The 24,950-nt window shown below is 46.9% G+C and carries 21 protein-coding genes; 20 read left to right on the top strand and 1 reads right to left on the bottom strand.

What is annotated here, in order from left to right; translation table 11 throughout:
* From fliR to JK130_RS05390, 20 genes are all read left to right on the top strand, one after another.
* Nucleotides 1–783, top strand: a complete 783-nt coding sequence (fliR, locus tag JK130_RS05485) for a flagellar biosynthetic protein FliR (protein ID WP_218353212.1) — start codon at nt 1–3, stop codon at nt 781–783.
* Between the two features lie 12 nt (nt 784–795).
* On the top strand, nt 796–1,923 hold the full coding sequence (flhB, locus tag JK130_RS05480) for a flagellar biosynthesis protein FlhB (RefSeq protein ID WP_218353211.1): 1,128 nt from the start codon (nt 796–798) through the stop codon (nt 1,921–1,923).
* A gap of 96 nt (nt 1,924–2,019) precedes the next feature.
* Nucleotides 2,020–4,119: a flagellar biosynthesis protein FlhA gene (gene flhA / locus JK130_RS05475; RefSeq protein ID WP_218353210.1), complete on the top strand. Its 2,100-nt coding sequence runs from the start codon at nt 2,020–2,022 to the stop codon at nt 4,117–4,119.
* Between the two features lie 27 nt (nt 4,120–4,146).
* Nucleotides 4,147–5,583, top strand: coding sequence for a flagellar biosynthesis GTPase FlhF (gene flhF, locus JK130_RS05470; RefSeq protein WP_218353209.1), 1,437 nt, complete (start codon nt 4,147–4,149; stop codon nt 5,581–5,583).
* Nucleotides 5,580–6,446: a MinD/ParA family ATP-binding protein gene (locus tag JK130_RS05465; RefSeq protein WP_218353208.1), complete on the top strand. Its 867-nt coding sequence runs from the start codon at nt 5,580–5,582 to the stop codon at nt 6,444–6,446. Before flhF ends, JK130_RS05465 begins: the two co-directional genes overlap by 4 nt.
* Nucleotides 6,443–7,171 carry an RNA polymerase sigma factor FliA gene (locus JK130_RS05460; RefSeq protein WP_218353206.1) on the top strand — a complete coding sequence of 243 codons (729 nt, stop codon included), beginning with the start codon at nt 6,443–6,445 and terminating at the stop codon, nt 7,169–7,171. Before JK130_RS05465 ends, JK130_RS05460 begins: the two co-directional genes overlap by 4 nt.
* A 47-nt stretch (nt 7,172–7,218) precedes the next feature.
* On the top strand, nt 7,219–7,602 hold the full coding sequence (cheY, locus tag JK130_RS05455) for a chemotaxis response regulator CheY (RefSeq protein WP_218353205.1): 384 nt from the start codon (nt 7,219–7,221) through the stop codon (nt 7,600–7,602).
* Between the two features lie 36 nt (nt 7,603–7,638).
* Nucleotides 7,639–8,388, top strand: coding sequence for a protein phosphatase CheZ (locus JK130_RS05450; protein ID WP_218353204.1), 750 nt, complete (start codon nt 7,639–7,641; stop codon nt 8,386–8,388).
* A gap of 12 nt (nt 8,389–8,400) precedes the next feature.
* Complete coding sequence (locus JK130_RS05445) at nt 8,401–10,662, top strand: chemotaxis protein CheA (protein WP_218353203.1); 2,262 nt, start codon at nt 8,401–8,403, stop codon at nt 10,660–10,662.
* 29 nt (nt 10,663–10,691) lie between these two features.
* A complete protein-coding gene (locus tag JK130_RS05440) occupies nt 10,692–11,828 on the top strand; it encodes a protein-glutamate methylesterase/protein-glutamine glutaminase (protein WP_218353202.1) in 1,137 nt (378 codons plus the stop codon).
* A 26-nt stretch (nt 11,829–11,854) separates the two neighbouring features.
* Nucleotides 11,855–12,631: a ParA family protein gene (locus tag JK130_RS05435; RefSeq protein ID WP_218353201.1), complete on the top strand. Its 777-nt coding sequence runs from the start codon at nt 11,855–11,857 to the stop codon at nt 12,629–12,631.
* Nucleotides 12,628–13,371, top strand: coding sequence for a chemotaxis protein CheW (locus JK130_RS05430; protein WP_218353200.1), 744 nt, complete (start codon nt 12,628–12,630; stop codon nt 13,369–13,371). The genes JK130_RS05435 and JK130_RS05430 overlap by 4 nt, the downstream gene beginning before the upstream one ends.
* A gap of 23 nt (nt 13,372–13,394) precedes the next feature.
* Nucleotides 13,395–13,886 (top strand): chemotaxis protein CheW, encoded by a 492-nt coding sequence (locus tag JK130_RS05425; protein ID WP_218353199.1) that lies wholly within the window; start codon nt 13,395–13,397, stop codon nt 13,884–13,886.
* Between the two features lie 108 nt (nt 13,887–13,994).
* Nucleotides 13,995–14,411, top strand: a complete 417-nt coding sequence (locus JK130_RS05420) for a DUF2802 domain-containing protein (RefSeq protein WP_218353198.1) — start codon at nt 13,995–13,997, stop codon at nt 14,409–14,411.
* Between the two features lie 500 nt (nt 14,412–14,911).
* A complete protein-coding gene (metA, locus tag JK130_RS05415) occupies nt 14,912–15,856 on the top strand; it encodes a homoserine O-acetyltransferase MetA (protein WP_218353197.1) in 945 nt (314 codons plus the stop codon).
* A complete protein-coding gene (locus tag JK130_RS05410) occupies nt 15,853–16,908 on the top strand; it encodes a homocysteine S-methyltransferase family protein (RefSeq protein WP_218353196.1) in 1,056 nt (351 codons plus the stop codon). Before metA ends, JK130_RS05410 begins: the two co-directional genes overlap by 4 nt.
* A gap of 9 nt (nt 16,909–16,917) precedes the next feature.
* A complete protein-coding gene (gene metH / locus JK130_RS05405; RefSeq protein WP_218353195.1) occupies nt 16,918–19,542 on the top strand; it encodes a methionine synthase in 2,625 nt (874 codons plus the stop codon).
* On the top strand, nt 19,535–20,119 hold the full coding sequence (locus JK130_RS05400; protein ID WP_218353194.1) for a DUF938 domain-containing protein: 585 nt from the start codon (nt 19,535–19,537) through the stop codon (nt 20,117–20,119). The genes metH and JK130_RS05400 overlap by 8 nt, the downstream gene beginning before the upstream one ends.
* Nucleotides 20,120–20,570: 451 nt before the next feature.
* Nucleotides 20,571–21,512, top strand: coding sequence for a transposase (locus tag JK130_RS05395; protein ID WP_218353269.1), 942 nt, complete (start codon nt 20,571–20,573; stop codon nt 21,510–21,512).
* A gap of 493 nt (nt 21,513–22,005) precedes the next feature.
* A complete protein-coding gene (locus JK130_RS05390) occupies nt 22,006–24,027 on the top strand; it encodes a methyl-accepting chemotaxis protein (RefSeq protein WP_218353193.1) in 2,022 nt (673 codons plus the stop codon).
* Here the strand turns inward: JK130_RS05390 and JK130_RS05385 are convergent.
* A complete protein-coding gene (locus JK130_RS05385) occupies nt 24,024–24,917 on the bottom strand; it encodes a LysR family transcriptional regulator (protein ID WP_218353192.1) in 894 nt (297 codons plus the stop codon). The genes JK130_RS05390 and JK130_RS05385 overlap by 4 nt on opposite strands.
* Nucleotides 24,918–24,950 lie beyond the last annotated feature (33 nt).

Below are 24,950 nucleotides of genomic sequence, written 5' to 3'. Positions count from 1 at the left end.
ATGCAGTTTGAGCTGGCCACTATCACGCAATTTTTAGCCGATATGATGCTGCCATTTATGCGCATCAGCGGTATGTTTGCTGCCATGATAGGGCTTAGCGCAAAATCAATTCCGGCCCCGGTTCGGGCTTTACTTGCCGTATTTATGACGTTGGTTATTGTGCCGGTGGTCAAACCGGTTCCCATTGATAACCTGGTCACCCTCGCTGCTTTTTTAGAAGTTATGCGGCAATTGCTGATTGGTATTGTTATTGGATTTATTTCGATGATGGTGCTCAATACATTTGTTATCGCGGGGCAGATTATTGCAATGCAAACCGGACTGGGGTTTGCTTCAATTGTCGACCCGGTGAACGGCATTAATGTTCCCGCAGTGGGGCAGTTTTATCTTATTTTAGCGACTCTGTTGTTCTGGGGCATGGACGGGCATTTGTCGATGATCCAGATGATAGTGCTAAGTTTTGATGCGTTTCCTATTGCTGAAAGCTGGTTTACTCCCGCGCAGTTTCGGGAAGTGGCACATTGGGGGTCGTGGATGTTTGTTTCGGCGGTCACCTTATCATTGGCGCCTATCGTTTCATTGCTTATTGTGAACCTGGCCTTTGGGGTTATGACCAAAGCCGCGCCTCAGCTGAATATCTTCAGTATCGGTTTTTCTATCGCGCAAATTACCGGGTTGGTGGTTATGTGGGTGACGCTGGAAAACTTTTCTTCTCACTTTTCGGCCCAGTGGGCCAGGGCAGAGCAGTTTATGTGTCAACTGCTGGCAATTTGCCCCGGGTAAGGAGGCGCTATTATGGCTAATGATGCGCAGGAAAAAACAGAAGACCCCACGAGTAAAAAGCTCGATGAAGCCCGAAAAAAAGGCCAGATAGCGCGTTCCCGGGAGCTGTCCACGGCGCTGGTATTGATTGTCAGCGGTCTGGCGTTTTTGTTGTTTGGCGGCATGATTGCCAGCGCGATTTACGGTATGACCATGCGCATGTTCACCCTGTCGCGCGATGAAACCTACGATCCCTCCCATATGTTTATAGTGGGGGGCGAAGCACTGATGGAAGTGGCCTGGCCGGTATTTATTTATATGGTGGTGGCTATGTTCGCCGGCATTTATGGTTCGATTGCCTTAGGGGGATTTAATTTTTCGTGGGAATCAGCCGCGCCAAAAGCCAACAAAATTAATCCCATCAACGGTTTTAAACGCATGTTTGGGATGAACGCGCTGGTTGAGCTTATTAAAGCGTTTGCGAAGTTTGCTGTTATTGGCGGGTTAGCCATAGGCGCTTTAATGTATTACAAAAATGAAGCGCTGCATCTGGACATGGAGATGTATCCCCTTAATATTTTTCACGCAATGAACATGCTGGAATGGGCATTTTTATTGCTAACTTTGGGGATGATTCCTATTGCTGCGCTTGATGTGCCGTATCAGATATACAAGCACAACAAAGAAATGAAAATGAGCAAGCAGGAAATTAAGGACGAAAACAAAAATGCCGAAGGCGATCCGATGGTAAAAGGCCGTATACGGCGCTTACAATATCAGGCGGCGGCCAACAGAATGATGCAGGATGTGCCCGAGGCCGATGTTATTGTAACCAACCCGACCCACTATTCAGTGGCGCTCAAATACGAAGAAGATGGCAATCGGGCGCCTGTGGTCGTGGCTAAAGGGATTGATGAACTGGCCATGCATATTCGTAAAATTGGCAGCGCTCACGATGTGCCGTTGGTAGCCTCTCCTATGCTCACCCGGGCAATTTATTATTCGACTGAAGTTAATGATGAAATTCCACACAAATTGTTTATGGCAGTAGCGCAAATTTTAGCGTACGTATTTCAGTTACGTGCGTATAAAGCCGGTAAAGCGGCGAAACCGAAACCGGTTAAAAAAGACCTTCCTATACCTCCTGAGCTTCGTCGCTAGAATAATTTCATCACCAAAGCATTGTGGCATGGTAGTTGTACTATCCGGATTAGACTGACAGTAAGTGTCAATTTTCTGATAGTGAGATAATACGCGATGGAGTTAACAGGTTTTCTGCGCCGGTTTGATAAAAATCAGTTGCAACAGTTTGCTGGCGGGCTGGGTGTCCCAATCGTGTTGCTGGCCATCATGGGCATGGTTATTTTACCCATGCCCCCGTTTCTTTTAGACATTCTGTTTAGTTTCAATATTGCATTGTCACTGGTTATTATTTTGGTGGCGGTGTTTACCGACCGTCCCGTCGATTTTGGTATTTTCCCGTTAGTCTTGCTTATTGCTACGGTGTTACGACTGGCGCTGAACGTGGCCTCTACCCGGGTGGTCCTGTTGTATGGCCATGAAGGTGGCGATGCGGCCGGTAAGGTTATCGAAGCCTTTGGTGAAGTAGTTATCGGTGGTAACTACGCCGTAGGGGTAGTGGTGTTTGCTATCTTACTTATCATCAACTTTAAGGTAGTCACCGCGGGGGCTGGCCGCATTTCAGAAGTAAGCGCTCGCTTTACGCTAGATGCCATGCCCGGTAAGCAAATGGCGATTGATGCCGACCTTAATGCTGGATATATCGACCAGGATCAGGCGCGCGTACGCCGCGAAGAAGTTACGGCCGAAGCCGACTTTTACGGCTCTATGGACGGTGCGTCAAAATTTGTAAAAGGTGATGCCGTGGCTGGCCTGTTTATTATGTTGATTAATATTGTCGGTGGCTTGTTTATTGGCATGATTCAACACGACCTGAATTTTGGGCGAGCGGTCGAAGTTTATACGTTGCTCACCATCGGTGATGGGTTGGTAGCACAAATTCCCTCACTGTTGTTGTCAGTGGCCACTGCCATTATTGTGACCCGTGAAAACGAAACACAAGAAATGGGTCGCGAGATTCGTAATCAGCTTGGCGACCCAAAAGCCTTGTATATTGCTTCGGCAGTCCTGTTTATTATGGGAATTATTCCGGGTATGCCGCATATTGCCTTTTTGGGTTTTTCGGCTATAGCGGGGGGGTATGCATATTGGCAAAGCCTGCAAATTAAGAAAGAAGCAGAACAACCCGCCGCTGCCAGTCTGCCAGTAGAAGGCGATAGTGGCATACCTGAAGCTAAAGAGCTGGGATGGGATGATGTACAACACGTCGATACGATTGGTCTTGAAGTAGGATACCGGTTAATTCCTCTGGTTGATAAATCTCAGGGGGGGGAGCTATTAACCCGAATTAAAGGCGTTCGTAAAAAACTGTCGCAGGAGCTGGGATTTTTAATTCCGCCGGTACACATTCGCGATAACCTGGATTTAGATCCTAATGCTTACACTATTGCCATGTTAGGCGTAAATATTGGCGATGCGCAAATAAGCCATGATGAAGAGCTGGCGATTAATCCAGGTCAGGTTTTTGGCGAACTACAGGGCCGAGCAACGCAGGACCCGGCATTTGGACTTGATGCTGTATGGATCAAGCCTTCTCAACGTGAACACGCACAAACCTTAGGCTATACCGTGGTTGATGCAGCGACGGTGGTGGCCACTCATCTATCACAACTATTAACCAATAACGCGTATCAGCTGTTAGGACATGAAGAAACCCAACAATTGCTGGATATGCTGGCAAAAAGCAGTCCGAAGCTGGTAGAAGGCTTAGTGCCCGATATTCTGCCCCTAAGCACCGTGGTAAAAGTGCTGCAAACCCTGCTATTTGAAGGGGTGCCAATTCGCGATATGCGCACTATTGTGCAAACCCTCAGCGAGTATGGCACTAAGAGCCAGGACCCGGATGTGTTGGTCTCTGCCGTGCGAATTTCGCTGAAACGTCTTATCTCACAAGAGATATGTCAGGGTGGCCGTGAGATCCCCGTCATAACTCTGGCGCCAGAGTTGGAACAGATGTTGCACCAGTCATTACAAGCAGGTGGGGAAGATGGCGCAGGCATCGAACCTGGACTGGCAGACCGGATGCAAAAAACATTGCAACAGGCGAGTCAGCAACAGGAGCTTTCCGGCGAACCGGCCGTATTATTAACATCCGGTATGCTGCGCCCCGTACTTTCCCGCTTCTTCAAGTATTCTGTGGCTGGTCTTCATGTGCTGTCTTATCAGGAAGTACCAGACGATAAACAGATAAGAATAGTCAGCTCAGTGGGTCAATAATCTGACACCGGGTGTAAAGAGGTTGCGATGAAAATCAGACGTTTTTTTGGTAAAGACATGCGCGAAGCGCTCAATGCAGTAAAAGCCGAACTTGGCAGTGATGCAGTGATTATGTCCAATCGCAAGGTTGCCGACGGTATTGAGCTGGTAGCAGCTTTTGACAAAGAGCCTGAAGCTAAATTAGCTCCGCGTCCCAAACCAGCCATGTCACAGGCTGCAAAACAGTCGGGCTCAAAAAGTGCGACGCCAAGTTTAAGCGAAATTATTGGCGATGATGGCCCCGACAGTTTGCGTGCTTTGTTGCAAAAGCAGCAAGAAGTACGGGCAGCAGCGACTTCTTCGCAAGAGCCTGCTTATCAGGCGCCGGCGTTTAATGAACCGGCGGCATCGCGGCCTGCCGTTAATCAAGCCCCTGCCCAGGCAGCGCAATCCCGTCATATTAGTGAACCAAAAGGCGACTTCAATTTTGATATTGATGAGCCTACGTTTAACGACTCTCCTACCCAGTTTACCGGACAAACCGCGCCTTCAGCCGGCCCCAGCGATTTAGACTCAATTAAAGAAGAACTGGCATCGCTGCGTAATGTTCTGCAGTTTCAGGTAGCCGGTTTAATGGAAACCAAACAACGTCAGCAAAATCCGGTGCATAGTTATTTAATGAAATGCTTATCGGGCATGGGGTTAAGCCAGTCTTTGGCCGAACAGCTGGTACACTATACGCCTAACCATTACGATGAACGCGAAGCCTGGGTCTATTTATTAAACCTTTTGGCTAATCGTATGAATGTTGCAGGTAATGATATTCTTTCTCAGACCGGCGCGGTTGCGTTGGTAGGCCCAACAGGCACCGGAAAAACCACCACTGTGGCAAAGCTGGCCGCCCGGTATGCCCAAAAATATGGTGCCGACCAGGTCGCCATGATTACGATTGATACTTATCGTATTGCTGCCTATGAGCAATTAGCGACCTACGGCAAAATTATTGGCTGCACCGTACGCAAAGCCCAGTCCAGTGAAGAATTGGCAGAGCTGTTGTTTCAGTTACGCCACAAACGTATGGTGCTAATTGATACGGCCGGGTTTAGTCAACGCGACAGTCGTTTAATAAAGCAATTAAGTCAGTTTGATCACGGTCAGATGCAACCTGTCAAAAAGTACCTGGTTACTCAGGCTAATACCCAATATCCGGCGTTACAGCGTATCATCAATGCCTATGATGCGGTTAAACTAGATGGGTGCATTTTTACCAAACTTGACGAGTGTTACAGTTTGGGCGAAGTGTTAAGTGTAGCGATAGAACATAGTTTGCCGGTTAGCTATGTTACCGACGGTCAGCAGGTGCCAGAAGATATTAAAGTAGCAGACGCGAAATCTTTAGTATCGGTTGCGGCAAAGCTTTATAAAAAGTACGGTTTGAATCATACTAACCCTAATCACCTTGTTAACTCAGCACAGGCAGTATGATTGAAGATCAAGCGAGTAGCTTACGAAAGATGAATCAGTCACAATTAATTAAAGTTATCGCCGTTACTGGCGGTAAAGGTGGTGTGGGTAAAACCAACATTACGCTTAACACGGCTATATCGATGGCCAAGCAGGGGAAGCGCGTCATGGTATTAGACGGCGACCTTGGCCTGGCGAATGTCGATGTAATGCTGGGATTGCGGGTTGAACGCAACCTTTCTCATGTGCTTTCTGGCGAATGTACATTAGATGAAGTGCTGGTTACCGGGCCCCACGGAATCAAAATTGCGCCGGCGACATCCGGAACGCAATCAATGACCGAGCTTAGTGCAATAGAACATGCAGGGCTTATTCGGGCATTCAGCGAACTACGCTCACAAGTTGATGTGTTAATTGTTGATACGGCCGCAGGCATTTCAGATATGGTGCTGAGCTTTTCAAAAGCTGCTCAGGATATTATGGTGGTGGTGTGCGATGAACCGACCTCACTCACCGATGCTTACGCACTTATTAAGATACTCAATCGTCAACATGGGGTGTTCCGCTTTAAAGTGGTGGCCAACATGGTGCGCGATACCCGCGAAGGGCACGAACTGTTTAACAAACTATCTAAAGTAACCGGTCGTTTTTTAGATGTGGCATTAGAACTGGTTGCCACGGTTCCTTTTGATGAAAATATTCGCCGGGCCGTACGTAAGCAAACCTCTATTGTCGATGCCTATCCTGGCTCACCGGCTGCCGTTGCCATTTCACAGCTGGCAACCAAAGCCATGAATTGGCCGATTCCGAACCAACCGGGCGGGCATTTAGAGTTTTTCATCGAACAACTGGTTTCACCCAAAGCAACGGGTACGCAACGTTGAATAGCAAAGCCGCTGCCTATCAGCAGCAAACAAGCAAAACGCAGCTGGTAGAACGTCACGCTTCACTGGTGAAGCGTATCGCGCATCATCTTATGGCTCGATTACCTGCCAGTGTGCTGGTGGACGATCTTATCCAGTCTGGCATGATAGGCCTGTTAGAGGCGGCAAAGAATTTCGATGGCACCAAAGGTGCCAGTTTTGAAACATTTGCGGGTATTCGTATTCGCGGGGCCATGCTTGATGAGATACGAAAAGGCGACTGGACACCACGTTCGGTACACAAAAACAGTCGCGCTATTACCGAGGCAATCTCGCAAGTCGAAAAAGAAACCGGACGAGACGCCAGAGATGTGCAGATAGCCGCTAAATTAGACGTTAGTCTGGATAGCTATCATCAGATGCTAAATGAAGTTAATGCCGGTAAACTGGTTGGCATTGAAGATTTAGGCGTTTCTGAGGATGTCATTACCCCAGAAAATCATCAGGGCAATGACTCGCCGTTAGAAGATCTGATGCAAGGTGCTTTTCAAAAAGCGCTGGCACATGCCATAACCACCTTACCCGAACGCGAAGCCATTGTACTTTCACTTTATTATGACGAAGAGCTTAATTTACGTGAGATTGGCGACGTGCTGGATGTCAGCGAGTCACGGGTAAGTCAGATTCATAGTCAGGCCATGTTGAAATTAAAAGCTAAAATGCAGACCTGGCGTGCCGATAGTTAAAACAACAATCAAAATAACAAATTTATTGATCCCCGGTGGAGGCCATTTTGGATAAAAGTATGAAAATTCTTGTGGTAGACGATTTTTCTACTATGAGACGAATCATAAAGAACCTGTTAAAGGATTTAGGGTTTTCTAACATCCAGGAAGCAGATGATGGCAGCACAGCATTACCCATGCTTCAGCAAGGCGATTTCGACTTTGTCGTTACCGACTGGAATATGCCTGGTATGCAAGGCATCGACCTGCTTAAAAACATACGTGCCGATGATAGTCTTAAGCATTTACCGGTATTGATGGTGACTGCGGAAGCCAAAAAAGAACAAATTATTGCCGCGGCTCAAGCGGGTGTAAATGGCTATGTTGTAAAGCCGTTTACCGCTGCCACACTAAAAGAAAAACTAGATAAAATCTTTGAACGTTTAGGTTAATCCAGACGATCTTACGGTATTTAAAAGGAATACTGGATGACAACGAATGTGAATGTACCTATTTCGCTTGAAGAAGCCCGCCAACTTGTGGTCCATCTTGAAGAAGGTGACAATACTGCTGCTCGCGAGCTGCTCGACGCTATCTCTACAAAAGAGTCGATTGAGCTTTTTGCTGAGGTAGGCAAGTTAACCCGCCAATTACACGACGCGCTGAACAGTTTTCAGTTAGACGAGCGCATTGTAGGGCTGGCAAACGACGATATTCCCGATGCGCAAACGCGTCTGACTTACGTTATTGAAGAAACGGAAAAAGCAGCAAATACCACTATGGATGCTGTGGAAGCCAGTATGCCTATTGCCGAAGGGTTGTCAGAACGTATCTCAACCATAATGCCAGAGTGGAAAAAACTGATGACACGTCAGATTGATGTGGCTGAGTTTAGAATATTGTGTGCTGATTTAGATAAATTGCTGACCCACACGGCTACCGATTCAGCGAAGTTGAATGGCCTGTTAACCGAAGTATTAATGGCACAGGGTTATCAGGATTTAACCGGGCAGGTTATTCGCCGCGTTATTGAACTGGTTAAAGAAGTAGAAGACAGCCTGGTCCATATGCTCACCGTTTTTGGCGAGACAGAGTCTGAGCAGCCAGTGGCTACAGAAAAAAAACAAGAAATAAGTAGTGTCGAAGCGGAAGGGCCCATTGTAAATGCCGAGGAACGCGACGACGTGGTGAAAGGCCAGGATGATGTGGACGATCTTTTGTCCAGCTTAGGTTTTTAAAGGAGCCGGCGCATGTCGTTTGAATTAGACGAAGATATTTTACAGGACTTTTTGGTCGAAGCGGGCGAGATTCTTGAACAATTACAAGAGCAGCTGGTTGATTTAGAAAATAATCCAGAAAACAGCGACTTACTGAATGCTATTTTTCGTGGCTACCATACTGTAAAAGGTGGTGCCGGGTTTTTGGCACTGACCGAACTGGTAGAAATTTGCCACGGCGCCGAAAATGTTTTCGATACCATGCGAAACGGCCAGCGAACTCTGACACCTGAACTGATGGATGTTATTTTGCAGGCCACCGATGTAGTGGTAGCGATGTTCGAAAAGGTGAAACAGCGAGAACCCTTAGAGCCTGCAGATGCGGGTTTGGTAGACATTCTTCATAAGCTAAGTCATCCCGAGTCCCCAGATGAAAATATTTTTTCTGATAATACTTCAGCGGGTCAGCACCCTGCCGGCGGTATCAATATGGATGATGCAGCACAGGATGTAGTAGAACCTGCGCCTGTTGCGCCAGAAGTGGCGGCTATGCATAGCACCAGTGCAGCAGACAACAGCATAGAAGAAATTACCGAAGACGAATTTGAAAAACTACTTGATGAATTACATGGTAGCGCCGCGCCCGGGCGACCGGCTTCGCCCGAAAACGCTGTAGCAAACACCGAGAACAAATCTGTAAATGCGACCGCGGCGCCTTCGGGTGAAGACATCACCGACGATGAATTTGAGGCATTGTTGGACGATCTTCACGGCAAAGGCCAGTTTTCTGCCGCTGAGTCTGCAAAACCTGCCGAGCCCAAGACGGTTCCTTCAGCATCTTCGGAGTCTCAGTCAAGTGACGAAATCAGCGATGATGAATTTGAAGCCTTACTGGATCAGCTTCACGGTAAAGGCCAGGGGCCTACCATTAAGTCAGAGGAAGATACTCAGTCAGCACCTTCGGAAAAACCCCGGGTCAAAGTAGATATTGATGCGACAGCAGCTATTGCGCAGGCAAAGCAACAGCAAGTCGCCAAATCGGTGCCGGCAAAGCCTGAACCACAAGAAGCGAAAACTGCAGTAACACCTGCTAAAAAAGAAGATAAAAAACCAGCCAGCTCGGGACAACAAACCGAAACCACGGTTCGGGTAGATACAAAACGACTTGACCAGATTATGAACATGGTAGGCGAATTAGTGCTGGTGCGAAACAGGCTATTGAGTCTGGGTATCAATACTAATGATGAGTCTATGTCTAAAGCAATTGCTAATTTAGACGTAGTAACCGGGGATTTGCAGGGCGCGGTAATGAAAACCCGCATGCAGCCTATCAAGAAAGTGTTTGGTCGGTTTCCTCGGGTTGTACGTGACCTTGCCCGCAGCCTTAAAAAAGAAATTACCCTTGAACTTGAAGGTGAAGAGACTGATCTGGATAAAAATCTGGTAGAAGCTCTGGCCGATCCATTAGTGCATTTGGTCAGAAACTCTGTCGATCATGGTATTGAGATGCCTGATGAACGCCAGGCTTCGGGTAAAGCCAGTATGGGTACCGTCAAGTTGTCTGCGTCTCAGGAAGGTGACCATATTTTATTGACCATCGCCGATGATGGTAAAGGCATGGATCCCGATAAGCTTAAAGACATCGCGATAAGTCGTGGGGTTTTAGATGCTGATGCAGCCGCCCGAATGTCGGATGTTGACGCATTTAATCTGATTTTTGCTCCGGGTTTTTCAACCAAAACAGAAATAAGCGATATTTCTGGCCGCGGTGTCGGTATGGATGTCGTTAAAACCAAGATTAATCAGCTGAACGGGACCATCAATATTGACTCGCAACTGGGTAAGGGAACCCGGTTGGAAATCAAAGTACCCCTGACTCTGGCCATTTTACCCACCCTGATGATTGTGGTTGGTAAGCAAACTTTTGCGTTACCGTTGGGCGCGGTCAGCGAAATCATTAATATGGATGTGAGTAAAACGAATACGGTTGATGGTCAGTTAACGTTGATTGTGCGCTCTAAAGCCATTCCGCTATTTTTCTTAGGAGACTGGTTAACCCGGACTGCTACAATTAATCGCGAGAAGGGTCATGTAGTTGTAGTGCAAATAGGTACCCAGCAAGTGGGCTTTGTGGTGGATGCCTTAATTGGGCAGGAAGAAGTGGTAATTAAACCCCTTGATGCATTATTACAAGGAACACCGGGCATGGCCGGTGCCACCATTACCTCTGATGGGGGCATTGCGCTGATACTGGATATACCTGGCTTACTTAAACGTTATGCGCGTAAATCTTAAAGACACGGTGTTCAGGGAACAATTAAAAGATGGTCTTTAAAGTACTGATTGTCGACGATTCTGCCTTTTACCGTCGCCGGGTACGCGACATTCTTAATGAAGATCGCGAACTGGAAGTCGTAGGCGAAGCCTGCAATGGTCAGGAAGCATTGGATATGTTGATAAGCTGCGCGCCCGACGTGGTAACTATGGATGTTGAAATGCCGGTGATGGATGGTATTTCAGCGGTGCGGGCAATAATGACTAAACGACCGGTGCCTATTTTGATGTTTTCATCACTTACGCATCAGGGCGCTCAGGCCACATTAGATGCGCTTGAAGCTGGCGCGTTAGACTTTTTACCCAAACGGTTTGAAGACATCGCTCAGGATCGCCGGCAGGTTTCGGGAATACTGCGCACCAAGGTGCGGTTGTTAGCCCGCCGAAATGGCAGTCTGAGCCGGCTCTCGGTGAACTCTAAAGCACGCAGTGCTCTCGATATGCCGGTTAACGCCCCACGCAACACTTTAATCCGAAGCTCATCACTGTTGACCGGGCGGCCGGAGCAAACAATACTGCCAACCGTTTCTACGGTTAGCCGCTCAGGAAAATCATATCATTGTTTAGCCATTGGGGCGTCTACGGGTGGGCCTGTAGCGTTACACAAAGTACTGGCACCCTTACCCGAAGAATTTCCGTGTCCCATTATTCTGGTTCAGCATATGCCGAGCACGTTCACCCATGCCTTTGCACAACGCTTAGACAGCCAGTGTAAAATAAGGGTGAAAGAAGCAACTGATGGCGATGAACTAAAAGCGGGTTGGGCTTATCTGGCCCCGGGTGGTAAGCAAATGGTGGCTGAGCGCCGAGGCGCACAACAGGTATTACGGATAATTGACGACGATAAAAATCCTGCAAGCTACCGTCCCAGTGTGGATATTACCTTTACCAGTTTGGCGGATCTATTTGGCGGACAGGTTTTAGGTCTCATTTTGACTGGCATGGGCGCCGATGGTCGTGAAGGTTGCCGGGCCCTGAGTAAAAAAGGGGCCAGTATCTGGGCTCAGGATCAGGCTTCGTCGGTGGTGTATGGTATGCCCCAGGCGATTGCCAAAGAGCGCATTGCGCAAAAAAGCATTGGTATTGACCATATCGCCAACTGCATTATTACTGAAATGGCGACATAGCGATATGGTCAGGTACGGATACTAGAATGAAAATCTGGACCATCGCTAACCAAAAAGGTGGTGTAGGTAAAACTACCACTACGGTCACGTTAGGCGGCTTACTGGCTCAGGCTGGCTTTCGGGTGCTACTTATTGATACCGACCCTCATGCTTCGTTAAGTTATTACTTTGGCATTGAGGCGGAAGGGCAATCTTTGTCGGTTTATAATATTTTTACTGAAAAAGAGCCGATAACAGCCGATAAAGTATTAGATTGTTTATCGCCCTCAAAAGTGGATGGCTTGTTTGTATTGCCGGCCACTATGGCATTGGCGACGTTAGATCGGCAAATGGGTAGTGAACCTGGAATGGGCTTAATTCTTAAAAAGGCGCTTAATTGCATTGCCGATGAGTTTGACTATGTCTTGTTGGATTGTCCGCCGGTTTTGGGTGTTTTGATGGTTAATGCGTTAGCAGCATGTCATAAAGTTATTGTTCCGGTACAAACAGAGTTTCTGGCGCTTAAAGGGCTTGACCGAATGATGTATACCTTAACGATGATGAGTCGGTCGCTAAACAAAGCTTTTGATACCATTATTGTACCCACCATGTTTGACCGGCGTACCCGCGCCGCTATCCAGGCGCAAGCCAGGTTAATGACCGATTATAGTGACACCGTATGGCAGGGCATGATTCCGGTCGATACACGCTTTAGAGATGCCAGTCTTTATCATTTACCCGCCTCTGTACTTTATCCTAAAACACGCGGTGTAGGAGCATACCAATTGCTGCTGAAAAACTTAGAAGCAGGTGAAGGCTCATGAGTAAAGGTACGCCGTTTGCAAATGAGAAGGTGGTAGAAACGTATCTGGAAGGTTTGCTTAGTGAACCTGAAGATCCTGCAGAAGCCGTCGCCGCTACCGCGCGACTATTAGAGGTAGCGACACAACAGCTGCAAGATTCACAAATAGACGTGGCTCACACAGTGCAGGCGAAACTTGCTATAGGTGAGGGTGATGAGCACGCTTTTAAGTCTGGAGAACAAGCAGAATTAACCCCTTCTGAAGACAAGTCTGCACCTGAACCTGTAGTCACAACTCACAGCTTACAGGAGCAATTACCTGAGCAGTTTCAGGCGCTTTTTTTTGAAGTAGGGGGGTTAACCCTGGCCGTACCGCTAATTACATTAGGGGGTATTCATCAGCTTGATAAAATCAGTCCGCTTATTGGTAAGCCGGCTTGGTTTAAAGGGGTAATGTTGCATCGGGATGAGAAACTCAGTGTGATTGATTCTGCGATGTGGGTCATGCCCGAAAAATACACTCAATCATTGGCAGAGCAGCTAAACTATCAGTACCTTATTATGTTAAGTGATAGCGCCTGGGGTCTGGCCTGTGAAAAGTTGGTAAATACCGTTACGTTATCGAAAAGCGAGGTAAAGTGGCGCGAAGTTACTGGTAAGCGTCCCTGGCTAGCGGGGATGGTAAAAGATAGAATGTGTGCGTTAATTAACGTACAACAGTTAATTTTAATGCTAAACCAAGGGCTGGGAAGTCAAGGTTAGTACCCGGCAACCGGAGCAGGTTCATGAACGAAGATAGAACAACAAATAACACTCAAGATAGCAATGACCAGGTTTTACAGTGGGTGACTTATCGCCTGGGCGATGAAACCTATGGTATTAATGTCATGCAAGTACAAGAAGTACTGCGCTATACAGAAATTGCGCCTGTTCCCGGAGCACCTGACTATGTTCTGGGCATTATTAATCTGCGGGGCAATGTAGTGACCGTTATTGATACTCGCTCTCGATTTGGGCTGCCACCGAGTGATACTACCGATAACACCCGTATTGTTATTATCGAATCAGACGAGCAGGTGGTCGGCATACTGGTCGACAGTGTCGCAGAGGTGGTATATCTGAAATCTTCAGATATAGACAGCGCGCCAAACGTGGGAACAGAAGAAAGTGCTAAATTTATCCAGGGCGTCAGCAATCGTGAAGGTGAGTTACTTATTTTAGTCGATCTGAATAAGTTGTTATCAGACGATGAGTGGGATGATTTGTCAACATTGTAGTGGCAATAGTATACGTGTATAAAGCAGGCTAAATGCCTGTTTTTTCGTACTTAGCGACGGGTTCTCACTTAGAAATCTTTAATACAACAGGTGTTTGAGGGAAGAATTATGGCGACAACCCAATTAGCAATTGTAGCTCTGGCATTGAGCGCTATCGCTATGGTATTGCTAATTGCCATAGGCTTTTACGTTTTTTCGATAAAGCGAAGTATGGCCCTGCTGCAATCCGAACATGAACACCGGGTCAAAGTGACTGAAGAACAGTTGCGCCACTTTCAGCATCAATTAGACGAAAAACAAAACCGTTCATTAGTACAAAGTCGCCATTTACAGCAACTACAAGACAGCTTTACGGCCCTTGAAGCGCAAGTTAAAGAGGTTAAGTTGCAAGACCCTTCAATGCGTTTGTATCAACGAGCTGCCGAATTAGTGAAACAAGGAGCGTCGGTAGAAGAGTTGATACAAACCTGCGATATACCGCAAACAGAAGCTGAAATGATGGTGAAAATTCATAAAGATGCTTAAGGACAGAGTTAACCACTTTAAGAGTTACACGCCATAGACGTTGTCTTAAAATTTTTTTGCATGGACACCCACTTTTTCTCCTAAGCATGGACACCCACCTTCACTTTCAATTTGAGTGATCTTGAGACTGTGCTCATTTTGGACACCCACCGTTGCTCTCCGTTAACGCTCATTTTGGATACCCACCGTTGCTCTCCGTTAATGTGCTCATTTTGGACACCCACCGTTGCTCTCCATTAACGCTCATTTTGGACACCCACCGTTGCTCTCCGTTAACGCTCATTTTGGTTACCCACCGTTGCTCTCCGTTAAAGCCATCAGTTATCTAAGCCAATTAAGCAGGAGCATCTATTCGTTTAGCCGTTCGAGCGCATAGAACCGCGCTCATAGACACCCATCTTAGTTTTCCTCTCAACATTTAGACGTCTAGACGTAAAGATGTTGATTATTCTATTTCCTTAAGCCAGAATGTCACTATTACCGTTTGTCATGGAGTCATTATGCCCATTAGAATTCCCGAGCAACTTCCTGCCCAGGATGTGCTGTTAGGAGAGAATATCTTCACAATGGACAGCCTGCGCGCGGCTAATCAAGATATTCGTCCGCTTGAAGTTGGCATACTCAACCTTATGCCAAACAAAATTGAGACCGAGGTGCAGCTACTCCGGTTGCTATCAAATACGCCGTTGCAGATTAATGTAGATTTGATTCGTATTGATAATCTTGCACCTAAACATACTCCGCAATCGCATATGGACTCGTTTTATCATGATTTTTCCAGCGTAGCTTCTAAGCGTTACGATGGGCTGATTGTCACCGGCGCGCCGTTGGCGCACCTGGATTATCGACAGGTCAAGTATTGGGATACCATGGCTGAAATTCTCAATTGGTCTGAGCGACATGTGCAGTCTACGTTATATCTGTGTTGGGCAGCTCATGCTGCGATGTTCCACTTTTTCAATGTTGAGCGAAACTTGCGTGAAGAAAAGCTCTCAGGGGTATTTGAGCATAAAGTTTTAAATCCACATCATGATTTATTACGCGGTTTTGATCCGTATTTTTATGCGCCACATTCTCGGTTTGGGCATATCAGCTGCGACGCTTATTCGGGGGTTAAAGACTTAAGCGTGTTAGCGCGCTCTGACCAGGCCGGGGCCTATCTGGCCGCCACCAGTGATAATCGCAAAGTCTTTGTCACCGGGCACCCTGAATATGATCCAGAAACCTTACATGAAGAATTTCAGCGCGACCAGCAAAGTGGTCAGCCTGCAATTGTCCCCCAAAACTACTATCCGAACGATAATCCTGAACGAGAGCCTTTAGTACGTTGGCGCTCACATGGTAGCTTGCTATTTACCAATTGGCTGAATTACTGTGTTTATCAGAATACGCCTTATGATCTGAATTTATTAGCCGGCCATGCTGGTGTAAGAGGTGACAAATGAAAACAGAACAGACAAAGGCACTTAATATCGCCGCTGCACAGCGAATTTTGGTATTAGACGGTGCCATGGGCACCATGATTCAGCAACATAACTTAAGCGAAGCTGATTATCGGGGCGAACCGTTCAGTGATTGGCATTGTGATGTCAAAGGTAACAATGACCTGCTGTCGGTAACTCAGCCCGAACTGATTTATGATATTCACTGTGCGTACCTGGCGGCCGGTGCTGATATCGTTGAAACAAATACATTTAATGCGACCACGATTGCTATGGCTGATTACGACATGCAGGTTCAGTCGCGTGAAATCAATTTGCAGGCTGCCAGATTAGCCCGCCGGGCAGCCGATGAATTCACTCGTAAAACACCCGAAAAACCGCGCTTTGTAGCGGGCGTCCTGGGGCCTACAAATCGTACAGCATCGATATCGCCTGATGTGAATGACCCGGGGAAACGAAATGTAACGTTTGATCTTCTGGTAGAAGCCTATGTTGAGTCGTGCCAGGCATTAATTGATGGTGGGTCAGACATTATTATGATTGAAACTGTGTTTGATACCCTGAACGCCAAGGCGGCGGTCTTCGCGGTTTCGCAGGTCTTTGATTCGATAGGCTATGAGCTACCAGTGATGGTGTCGGGAACGATAACCGATGCTTCAGGACGAACGTTATCAGGACAAACCGCCGAAGCCTTCTATTATTCATTGCGTCACATAAAACCTTTTTCGTTTGGTCTTAATTGTGCGCTAGGCCCCGACTTGTTGCGTCAATATGTGGTTGAGATAGCTGCCGTTGCTCAGTGCATGGTGTCGGCCCACCCTAACGCGGGCCTACCCAACGAATTTGGTGAGTACGATATGGATGCTGCAGAGATGGCATCTCATATTGGCGAGTGGGCCCAAAGCGGTTTAGTAAATATTGTCGGGGGCTGCTGTGGGAGCACACCGGAGCATATTAAAGCGCTCGCTGACGCGGTCGCGGATGCAACGCCTCGAACTATCCCCAAACTTGAAACAAAATTGCGGCTGTCGGGTTTAGAGCCCTTTGTCCATTAAGGTGGTTACGTGACAACAGATATAGCAACTTTTATTAATATCGGTGAACGTACCAATGTTACCGGTTCTGCCCGTTTTAAACGATTAATATTGGACGGCGAGTACGAAGCCGCACTGGATGTGGCCCGTCAGCAGGTTGAAAATGGCGCTCAAATTATCGATATCAATATGGATGAAGCCATGTTGGACTCGGTAGAAGCCATGCAAACTTTTTTAAACCTGATTGCTTCAGAACCTGATATTAGTCGGGTGCCAATTATGCTCGACTCTTCAAAATGGGAAGTGATAGAAACCGGCCTCAAATGTGTTCAGGGCAAAGCCATTGTGAACTCTATTAGCCTGAAAGAAGGTGAAGCCCAGTTTTTGCAACAGGCTCGTTTGGTTCAGCGTTACGGGGCTGCTACCGTGGTAATGGCTTTTGATGAAACCGGGCAGGCCGATACCCAGCAACGTAAAATTGAAATATGTCAGCGTAGCTACAAGTTGCTCACTGAAGAAATTGGATTCGCCCCTGAAGATATTATTTTTGACCCTAATATATTTGCAGTAGCAACCGGTATTGAAGAGCATAATAATTATGCCGTCGACTTTATTGAAGCAACCCGGGTTATTCGTCAAACCTGTCCTCACGTTCAGGTGTCGGGGGGGTTATCAAATATTTCATTCTCGTTTCGTGGCAACAATCCCGTACGAGAGGCCATGCATTCAGTCTTTTTATATCATGCCATTCGCGCCGGACTGAATATGGCTATTGTTAATGCCGGTCAGCTTGAAGTTTACGATGCTATTGCGCAAGAGCTTCGCGAAGCGGTTGAAGATGTCATTCTAAACCGGCGGGATGATGCTACCGAACGTCTACTTGAGTTGGCCCCTAAATACCAGGGAGATGGCAAAGCGGCCGCAAAAGAAGACTTAAGCTGGCGGGAAGCCCCTGTCAATAAACGGCTTGAGTATGCTTTGGTAAAAGGCATAACTGATTATATCGTTGATGACACCGAAGAAGCCCGGCTGGCTGCCGAGCGGCCACTACATGTTATTGAAGGGCCGTTGATGGATGGCATGAATGTAGTAGGCGACCTGTTTGGTGAAGGAAAAATGTTTTTGCCACAGGTAGTTAAATCTGCCCGGGTTATGAAAAAAGCAGTCGCTCATTTGAATCCCTATATCGAAGCGGAAAAAGATGGTGTAGGTAGCAGCAACGGCAAAATTCTCATGGCCACGGTAAAAGGCGATGTTCACGATATTGGCAAAAATATAGTGGGCGTGGTGTTGCAATGCAACAACTTTGAGGTGATTGATTTAGGTGTAATGGTGCCGTGTGAAACTATTTTGACCACGGCGCGTGAACGTAATGTCGATATGATTGGTCTGTCAGGTTTAATTACTCCATCATTGGACGAAATGGTGCACGTGGCTAAAGAGATGGAGCGACAGGGCTTTGATATGCCACTGCTAATCGGTGGGGCAACAACTTCTAAGGCCCATACAGCCGTAAAGATTGAGCAAAACTACCATGGGCCGGTAGCGTATGTTGCCAACGCCAGCCGCGCTGTAGGGGTCTGTCAGAAATTGCTAAGCCCCACGGCTCGCCCCGAATTTGCTAAAGCGCTAAGCGAAGAGTACGACAAAGTGCGCGATCAACATGCACGAAAAAAACCAAGAAGTAAGCCTGTTACGCTGGCTGAAGCCCGGGCGAACAAAGCGAAGCCTGATTTTTCAGGGCCACCAGTTTCGCCTAATAACCCCGGGGTTACGCCTGTCACCGCCGATCTGGCTACGCTGCGTCACTACATTGACTGGACGCCTTTCTTTTTGACCTGGTCGCTAGCAGGGAAGTACCCACGTATTTTAAATGATGACATTATCGGTGTGCAGGCTCGCGAATTGTTCGAAGATGCAAACCAGATGCTTGATGACTTTATCGCCAACAAGCGCTTGCAGGCAAAAGGGGTCATTGGTCTATTTGCCGCAAACAGCATTGGAGATGATATTGAAATCTATAGCGATGAAAGCCGGCAAAATTTGGCCGGTATCGCGCATCATCTGCGCCAGCAAACGTTCAAACCTAATCATCCGAATTATTGTTTAGCCGACTTTGTGGCCCCTAAAGATAGCGGTCATGCCGATTACATTGGTGCTTTTGCGGTGACCGCAGGCATTGGTGAAGATGAACTAGCTCAGGAATTTGTCGACGGCGGGGATGATTACAATGCAATTATGGTAAAAGCTGTGGCCGATCGTTTAGCTGAAGCATTCGCCGAATATTTACATGAAGCGGTGCGAAAGCAATATTGGGGCTATGCGAACCAGGAGCAGCTGGATAACGATGACCTTATTCGTGAGAAATACCAGGGGATTCGCCCTGCGCCCGGTTACGCGGCTTGCCCTGAACATAGTGAAAAACAACTTATCTGGGATCTGCTTGAGGTAGAAAAGCATACTAGCATGCGCTTAACCGAAAGTTACGCGATGTGGCCGGGAGCAGCGGTCTCGGGGTGGTATTTTGCCCATCCTGAAGCACGCTATTTTGCGGTGGCTAAAATACAGCAAGACCAGTTACACGACTACGCAGGTCGTAAAAATTGGGATGAAAAGACCGCGCTTAAATGGTTAGGACCTAATTTGAATGACTAAGCCCTATAGCCAGGCCTGTGAAAATAATCGTGGGCCAATATTATCAGTATTAAAGCAAGCTTTTGCCAACAGCAACGCTGTGTTAGAGATAGGCAGTGGTACGGGGCAGCACGCCGTATATTTTGCAAAACACCTTGAGCACCTGCAGTGGTTCACCAGCGATCAGGTGCAATATCATGAAGGAATTCAAGCCTGGATAGATGAAGCGCGGTTGTTTAATTTGCATCCGCCCAGTGAACTCAAAATAGGCCAAAATGCGATACCTGATATAGAGGCAGATGCCGTATTTACTGCGAATACCACTCATATAATGCAGCCTGATGAAGCGCGGCAAATGATGATTCAGGTGGACGAAATGTTGCCTGCCAGTGGTGTGTTTTGTCAATATGGGCCTTTTATCGAGAATGGGCGTTTTAACAGCCAAAGCAACGACGACTTTCACCATAGACTTATTGCGCAGGGTTATGGCGGGTATCAGGATATTGTCACGTTGAAAAGTTGGGTCAGCAGGCTGACATTGCGCCATATTCATACCATGCCAGCTAACAATTTGTTGCTGGAGTGGGTGAAGGTATAGGGTTACAAGGCTTCGTTAGCATGATGCCGATTCGGTTTCTTTTAAAGAGACTTGGTAAAATTGCCAAATGACACCCACCTTCTATCGATAATTTATCCTCAGACACCCATTCTATACTTAGACACCCACAGTCTATGGTAAGGACAATATTATCAGGCTGCCCAGGTTGTGCAGTCGGCTTAAAGATTTATGAAGCTGAAGGCGACGGCTGGCTGTGTTGCGAATATCTGCCTATCAGAGTTTATTCTCAGACACCCATTCTATTCTTAGACACCCACAGTCTATGGTAAGGACAGTATTATCAGGCTGCCCAGGTCGGGCAGTCGGCTTAAAGATTTATGAAGCTTAAGGCGACGGCTGGTTGTGTTGCGAATATCTGCCTATCAGTACAGTAGCGGTAGGATTGAAGACAGGGCAACATAGCGTTTTGATTACCGACAACGACCTGCTCATGCCTCGCCCCAGAAAAAGTCTCATATCTTTGTCTGAAACGCCTTATTATCATTGTGTTTCACGCTGTGTGCGCCGAGCATTCTTGTGTGGAAAAGATAAATTGACCGGCCAAAGTTATGAGCATCGCCGCCAGTGGGTAGAAGATCGTTTATTATTCCTTGGCTCGATATTTTCTATCAATATCTGCGCCTATGCGGTAATGAGTAATCACACGCATGTAGTGTTACATGTCGATAAAGATACTGCTGTTCACTGGTCTACAGAACAAGTTTTACATCGCTGGCACCGCCTCCACAAAGGCACCGTGCTTACTCATCGCTATTTAAACGCTGAACAAAGAAGCGCTTTGACTATGATTGAAATTAAGACCGTAGAAAGCGCTGCCGAGGTTTATCGTAATCGATTGTATGACATCAGCTGGTTTATGCGATTACTAAACGAGTCCATCTCTCGACGGGCCAATAAAGAAGATAAATGCACCGGCAGGTTTTGGGAGGGGCGTTTTAAATCACAGGCACTCATGGATGAAACGGCTTTAGCAGCTTGTATGGTCTATGTTGATTTGAATCCCATGCGAGCAGGCATTGCCAAAACTCCAGAAAGATCGCCGCATACCAGCATTAAAAAGCGGTTACGGGCAATAAAAAATAACAAACAACCACGTCAGCTCAGTTCCCTCATAATTTATCAAAGAAAAACAACACGAGCTGTTCTGCCATTTCATCTTCATGACTATATTCAACTTGTGAAGCAATCCGGGCTTCAGCTGAACGGTGTTAAACAGAGGCCTGGGTCTGGCTCTTTATCAATACTACAAAAATCACAATGCAATCTCATAGATTGGCAGTGGTTAGTTAAAAATATAGAAGCTGAATTTACCACTCAAATAAGCTTACAAGCGGCCTATAAAAAGATAGAGCGGCGTCAGCGGGTAGGCTGAATATTAAAACGTTGCCGAACCATGCCCTCAACGAGCTCAATTTTTATTCTATAGACGTACCGGCTTACCCCAATATTCTCTTCTTAAATATCAGCGGCGTTGAATGCTTTTTATTCGCAAAATATCAAAATTAGAGCCTATCTTTTATAGGATAGGGCTTCGCTAGTGAATTTTTGCTAACCAAAGTAGATTCTTGGCAGTGCTGGTAAGGGCTTCGAGGGCTCAAAGTTCTGATACTTATGATGGCTGTCTGAATTGTAATAAGCATGGGTGTCCAATCAATATGTGGGTGTCCAATTACTAACATGTGGGTGTCCAATTACTAGGATCTATCAAATGTGAGCGCCTAAAAAGTGAAGGAGCTTATAACAGCATGGCGTATACCGTTTTAAACGTTTGGATCGGCATATTAAATTTATGACTTTCTACCATGCTAAAGTATTAGCGGTTATAGTCGACATAGAGATTATGGATATAGTTAGGTAGGAAACAAATGAGCTCACTGTCTCTTCGTCAAAAATTTATGCTAATTATGGGCGGCAGTTTAGCCGCTATATTATTGTTTACAGCCTTTCTGACTGTGAACTATGTAGGCGAACAAGCCAGGCAATCGGTTGAGCATGATCTTACCAGTCGGGTAGCGTTAGAGGCTGAAAAAGTAGAGGGCTTTTTTGCCCGTTACAGTGAAGTTGCCCGGACATTTTTAAACAATCCGTTTTTTAAGGATTTTTTTACCACACATTCCCAGCGTGGTGCTTCTGATTCAAACCTTAACGATGTAACACGTCTCTATTCATTATTTGAAAATATAAGCCAGGCCGATAAAAACATTAAGTCGGCATTTTTTGGTTCTGCCGCTACAGGTGAGTATTTTTACGAAGAGGGCCGGGTAGGTGTCGAAACCACGGGCCCGGAGAAAAACGATCCTGCCAAAGGTTATTTTGCTAACCAAAGACCCTGGTTTAAGCAAGCCGTGGAAGTCGGTGAGCTTTATGTCAGTAAGCCTGCCGTGGACTCTCAGGATGGCAGCGTATCAGCAGTGATACAGGCACCGATTTACCAGGATAGTAAACTACTTGGTGTGGGGGGCATTGATATTCTGATAAGCACCTTAGGTGAGGTATTGAGCCAGGTGAAATATCAGGGGCAGGGCACCGCTTTTTTACTGGATGCTTCGCAAAACCTGGTTTACTTTCCATCTACAGGTAAACTTTTGCCGTTGCATACACCGCTGAGCAAGTTTGACAGCACTTTCGATAACACCTTAGGGTTTGCTGAGCTAGCTAAAATTATAAAGCGCCGGGCTAATGGAATGCAGCGTCTGACATGGCGCGGCGAAGCTTACATTGGTGTGTTTGAGCATGTGACGCTGGACAATGTGAAAATGGATTGGACCATGGGGTTACTGGTACCAGAGTCTTTGGTAAGTGAACCTGTGAAACAAACTTTTACCTGGGCGATGTTTACCGCTCTGGGTATTATCTTACTGGTACTGATCATTACCTACCTCGCCGGGAGTGCTATCGTTGCGCCTATTTTGAAAATGAAAAATGCAATGGCCGATATAGCCAGCGGAGATGGCGATTTAACCCAACGCCTTGAGGTGAAATCGAATGACGAGCTGGGTAAGCTTGCCGGCGAATTCAACCGTTTTACCGATAAACTACGTGATTTACTCAGTCAGACCGCCACCAATACTAATGCTGTGGCTGCCGCGGCTCAGCAACTCAAACAGGTTTCTGAAAATACCAGCCAGGAGATTTCTCAAGAGCGTGACCAAGTTGATACGGTCTCATCTGCGGTCATGCAAATGGCCGTCACCGTAAATGAAATATCAGAAAATGCGGCGCAGTCAAGCGCAGCTGCAACCAGTGCTGACGAACAGGTACGCACCGGAACTCAGCAAGCTCAGGATGCCATGCAGGAGATTGCGAGCTTGGCAAAAGCGAATAACGAAGCGGTGTCGGTGGTACGCGAGTTAGCTGAAGAGTCTGATAACATCGGCGCCGTAATTGATGTAATCAATAGCATTGCAGAACAAACTAACCTACTGGCTTTGAATGCGGCGATTGAAGCAGCGCGGGCGGGTGATCAGGGGCGGGGCTTTGCAGTGGTCGCCGATGAGGTGCGTTCGCTTGCCAGCCGCACGCAGGATTCAACCGATGATATCCGGCGTATGGTTGAAAAGTTACAAATGATGGCCAGTCAATCAGACAAAGCCATGCGGGATGGGCAGGTGCGTTCTGAGCGTACGGTTGAAAAAACCGCATCGGTGGTTACCACGTTGGAGCGCATCAGCCAAAGCATCGGCACGGTACAGTCTCAAAGCGGATATATCGCTCAGGCTACTGAACAACAAACAGTGGTTGCGGAAGATATTAATCGTTCGCTGGTTAAAATTACCGGTTTAAGCGATCGGACCAATCAACACGCCTTTGAATTGGCGGCGCAGGCCACCAAGCTGAATGGCGTAGCTGAAGAACTGCAGCAGGTGGTAAATCAATTCAGAATTTAAGCAATTCCCCCTTGTTGTTGAGCTAATGAAATGAACGCCTGTAAATAGCCATCAGGCGTTTCTTTTTGCCGGTAACCCAGATGCAGCGCTTTATGTATTCCTTTTTCACCCAGTTTTACCGTAGACAATGGCAACGTGTCTGAATACTCCTTAACAAGCCAGTCGGGTAAGGCAGCTACGCCTCTGCCAGCGTTTACCATTTGTAATAGAATTTCGGTAGTTTCAATGGTTTTATGACGTTTAATACTCACTCCCGTCGGGGTTAGAAACTGATTAAAAATATCCAGTCGGGAGGGCTCTACAGGATAGCTAATCAATACCTCACCTGATAGCTGTTGCGGCGCTATCCATGTATCGCTACTCAAAGGATGCTGACTGCTTACTACCAGCACTTGCTCATATTCAAAAACCGGGACATAAGTAACGGTATCTAAAATCAAGGGGTCGGGAGTAAGTAACAAATCTATTTCGAAGTTGTGTAAGGCATGTAGCCCACCGAACTTGAAGGCTTGCCGGACATCCACATCTACCGCAGGAAATGCAGTTAAAAAAGGCTCAACAACCTTTAGTAGCCATTGATAGCAGGGGTGACACTCCATACCAATTCTCAATATGCCCTGTTTTCCCTGGGCAATCTGTTCAATTTGATCTTCAGCATGTTCAAATAATGGCAATACGCGCTGAGCTAAAATCAGTACAGCTTCACCGGCCTGAGTCAGCCTTAACTTGCGTCCTTCTTTTTGCCATAAAGGGGTGCCAAGCTGACTTTCTAACCGTTTGACGGCATGGCTTAAAGCAGGTTGAGTTAAATGTAGCGCTGAAGCCGCTTTTGTTAAGCTGCCCAGGCGCGATACATGCGCGACAATTCGTAAGTGCTGACGATCAATCATAATATAAACTTTTGTCATGCGATGATGAAAATA

Source organism: Alteromonas lipotrueiana (genome assembly GCF_019249245.1).
In the GTDB taxonomy this organism is placed as follows: Bacteria; Pseudomonadota; Gammaproteobacteria; order Enterobacterales; family Alteromonadaceae; genus Alteromonas; species Alteromonas lipotrueiana.
The sequence above is the reverse complement of the archived record's forward strand: the minus strand, read 5'-3'. Positions and strand labels throughout refer to the sequence as shown.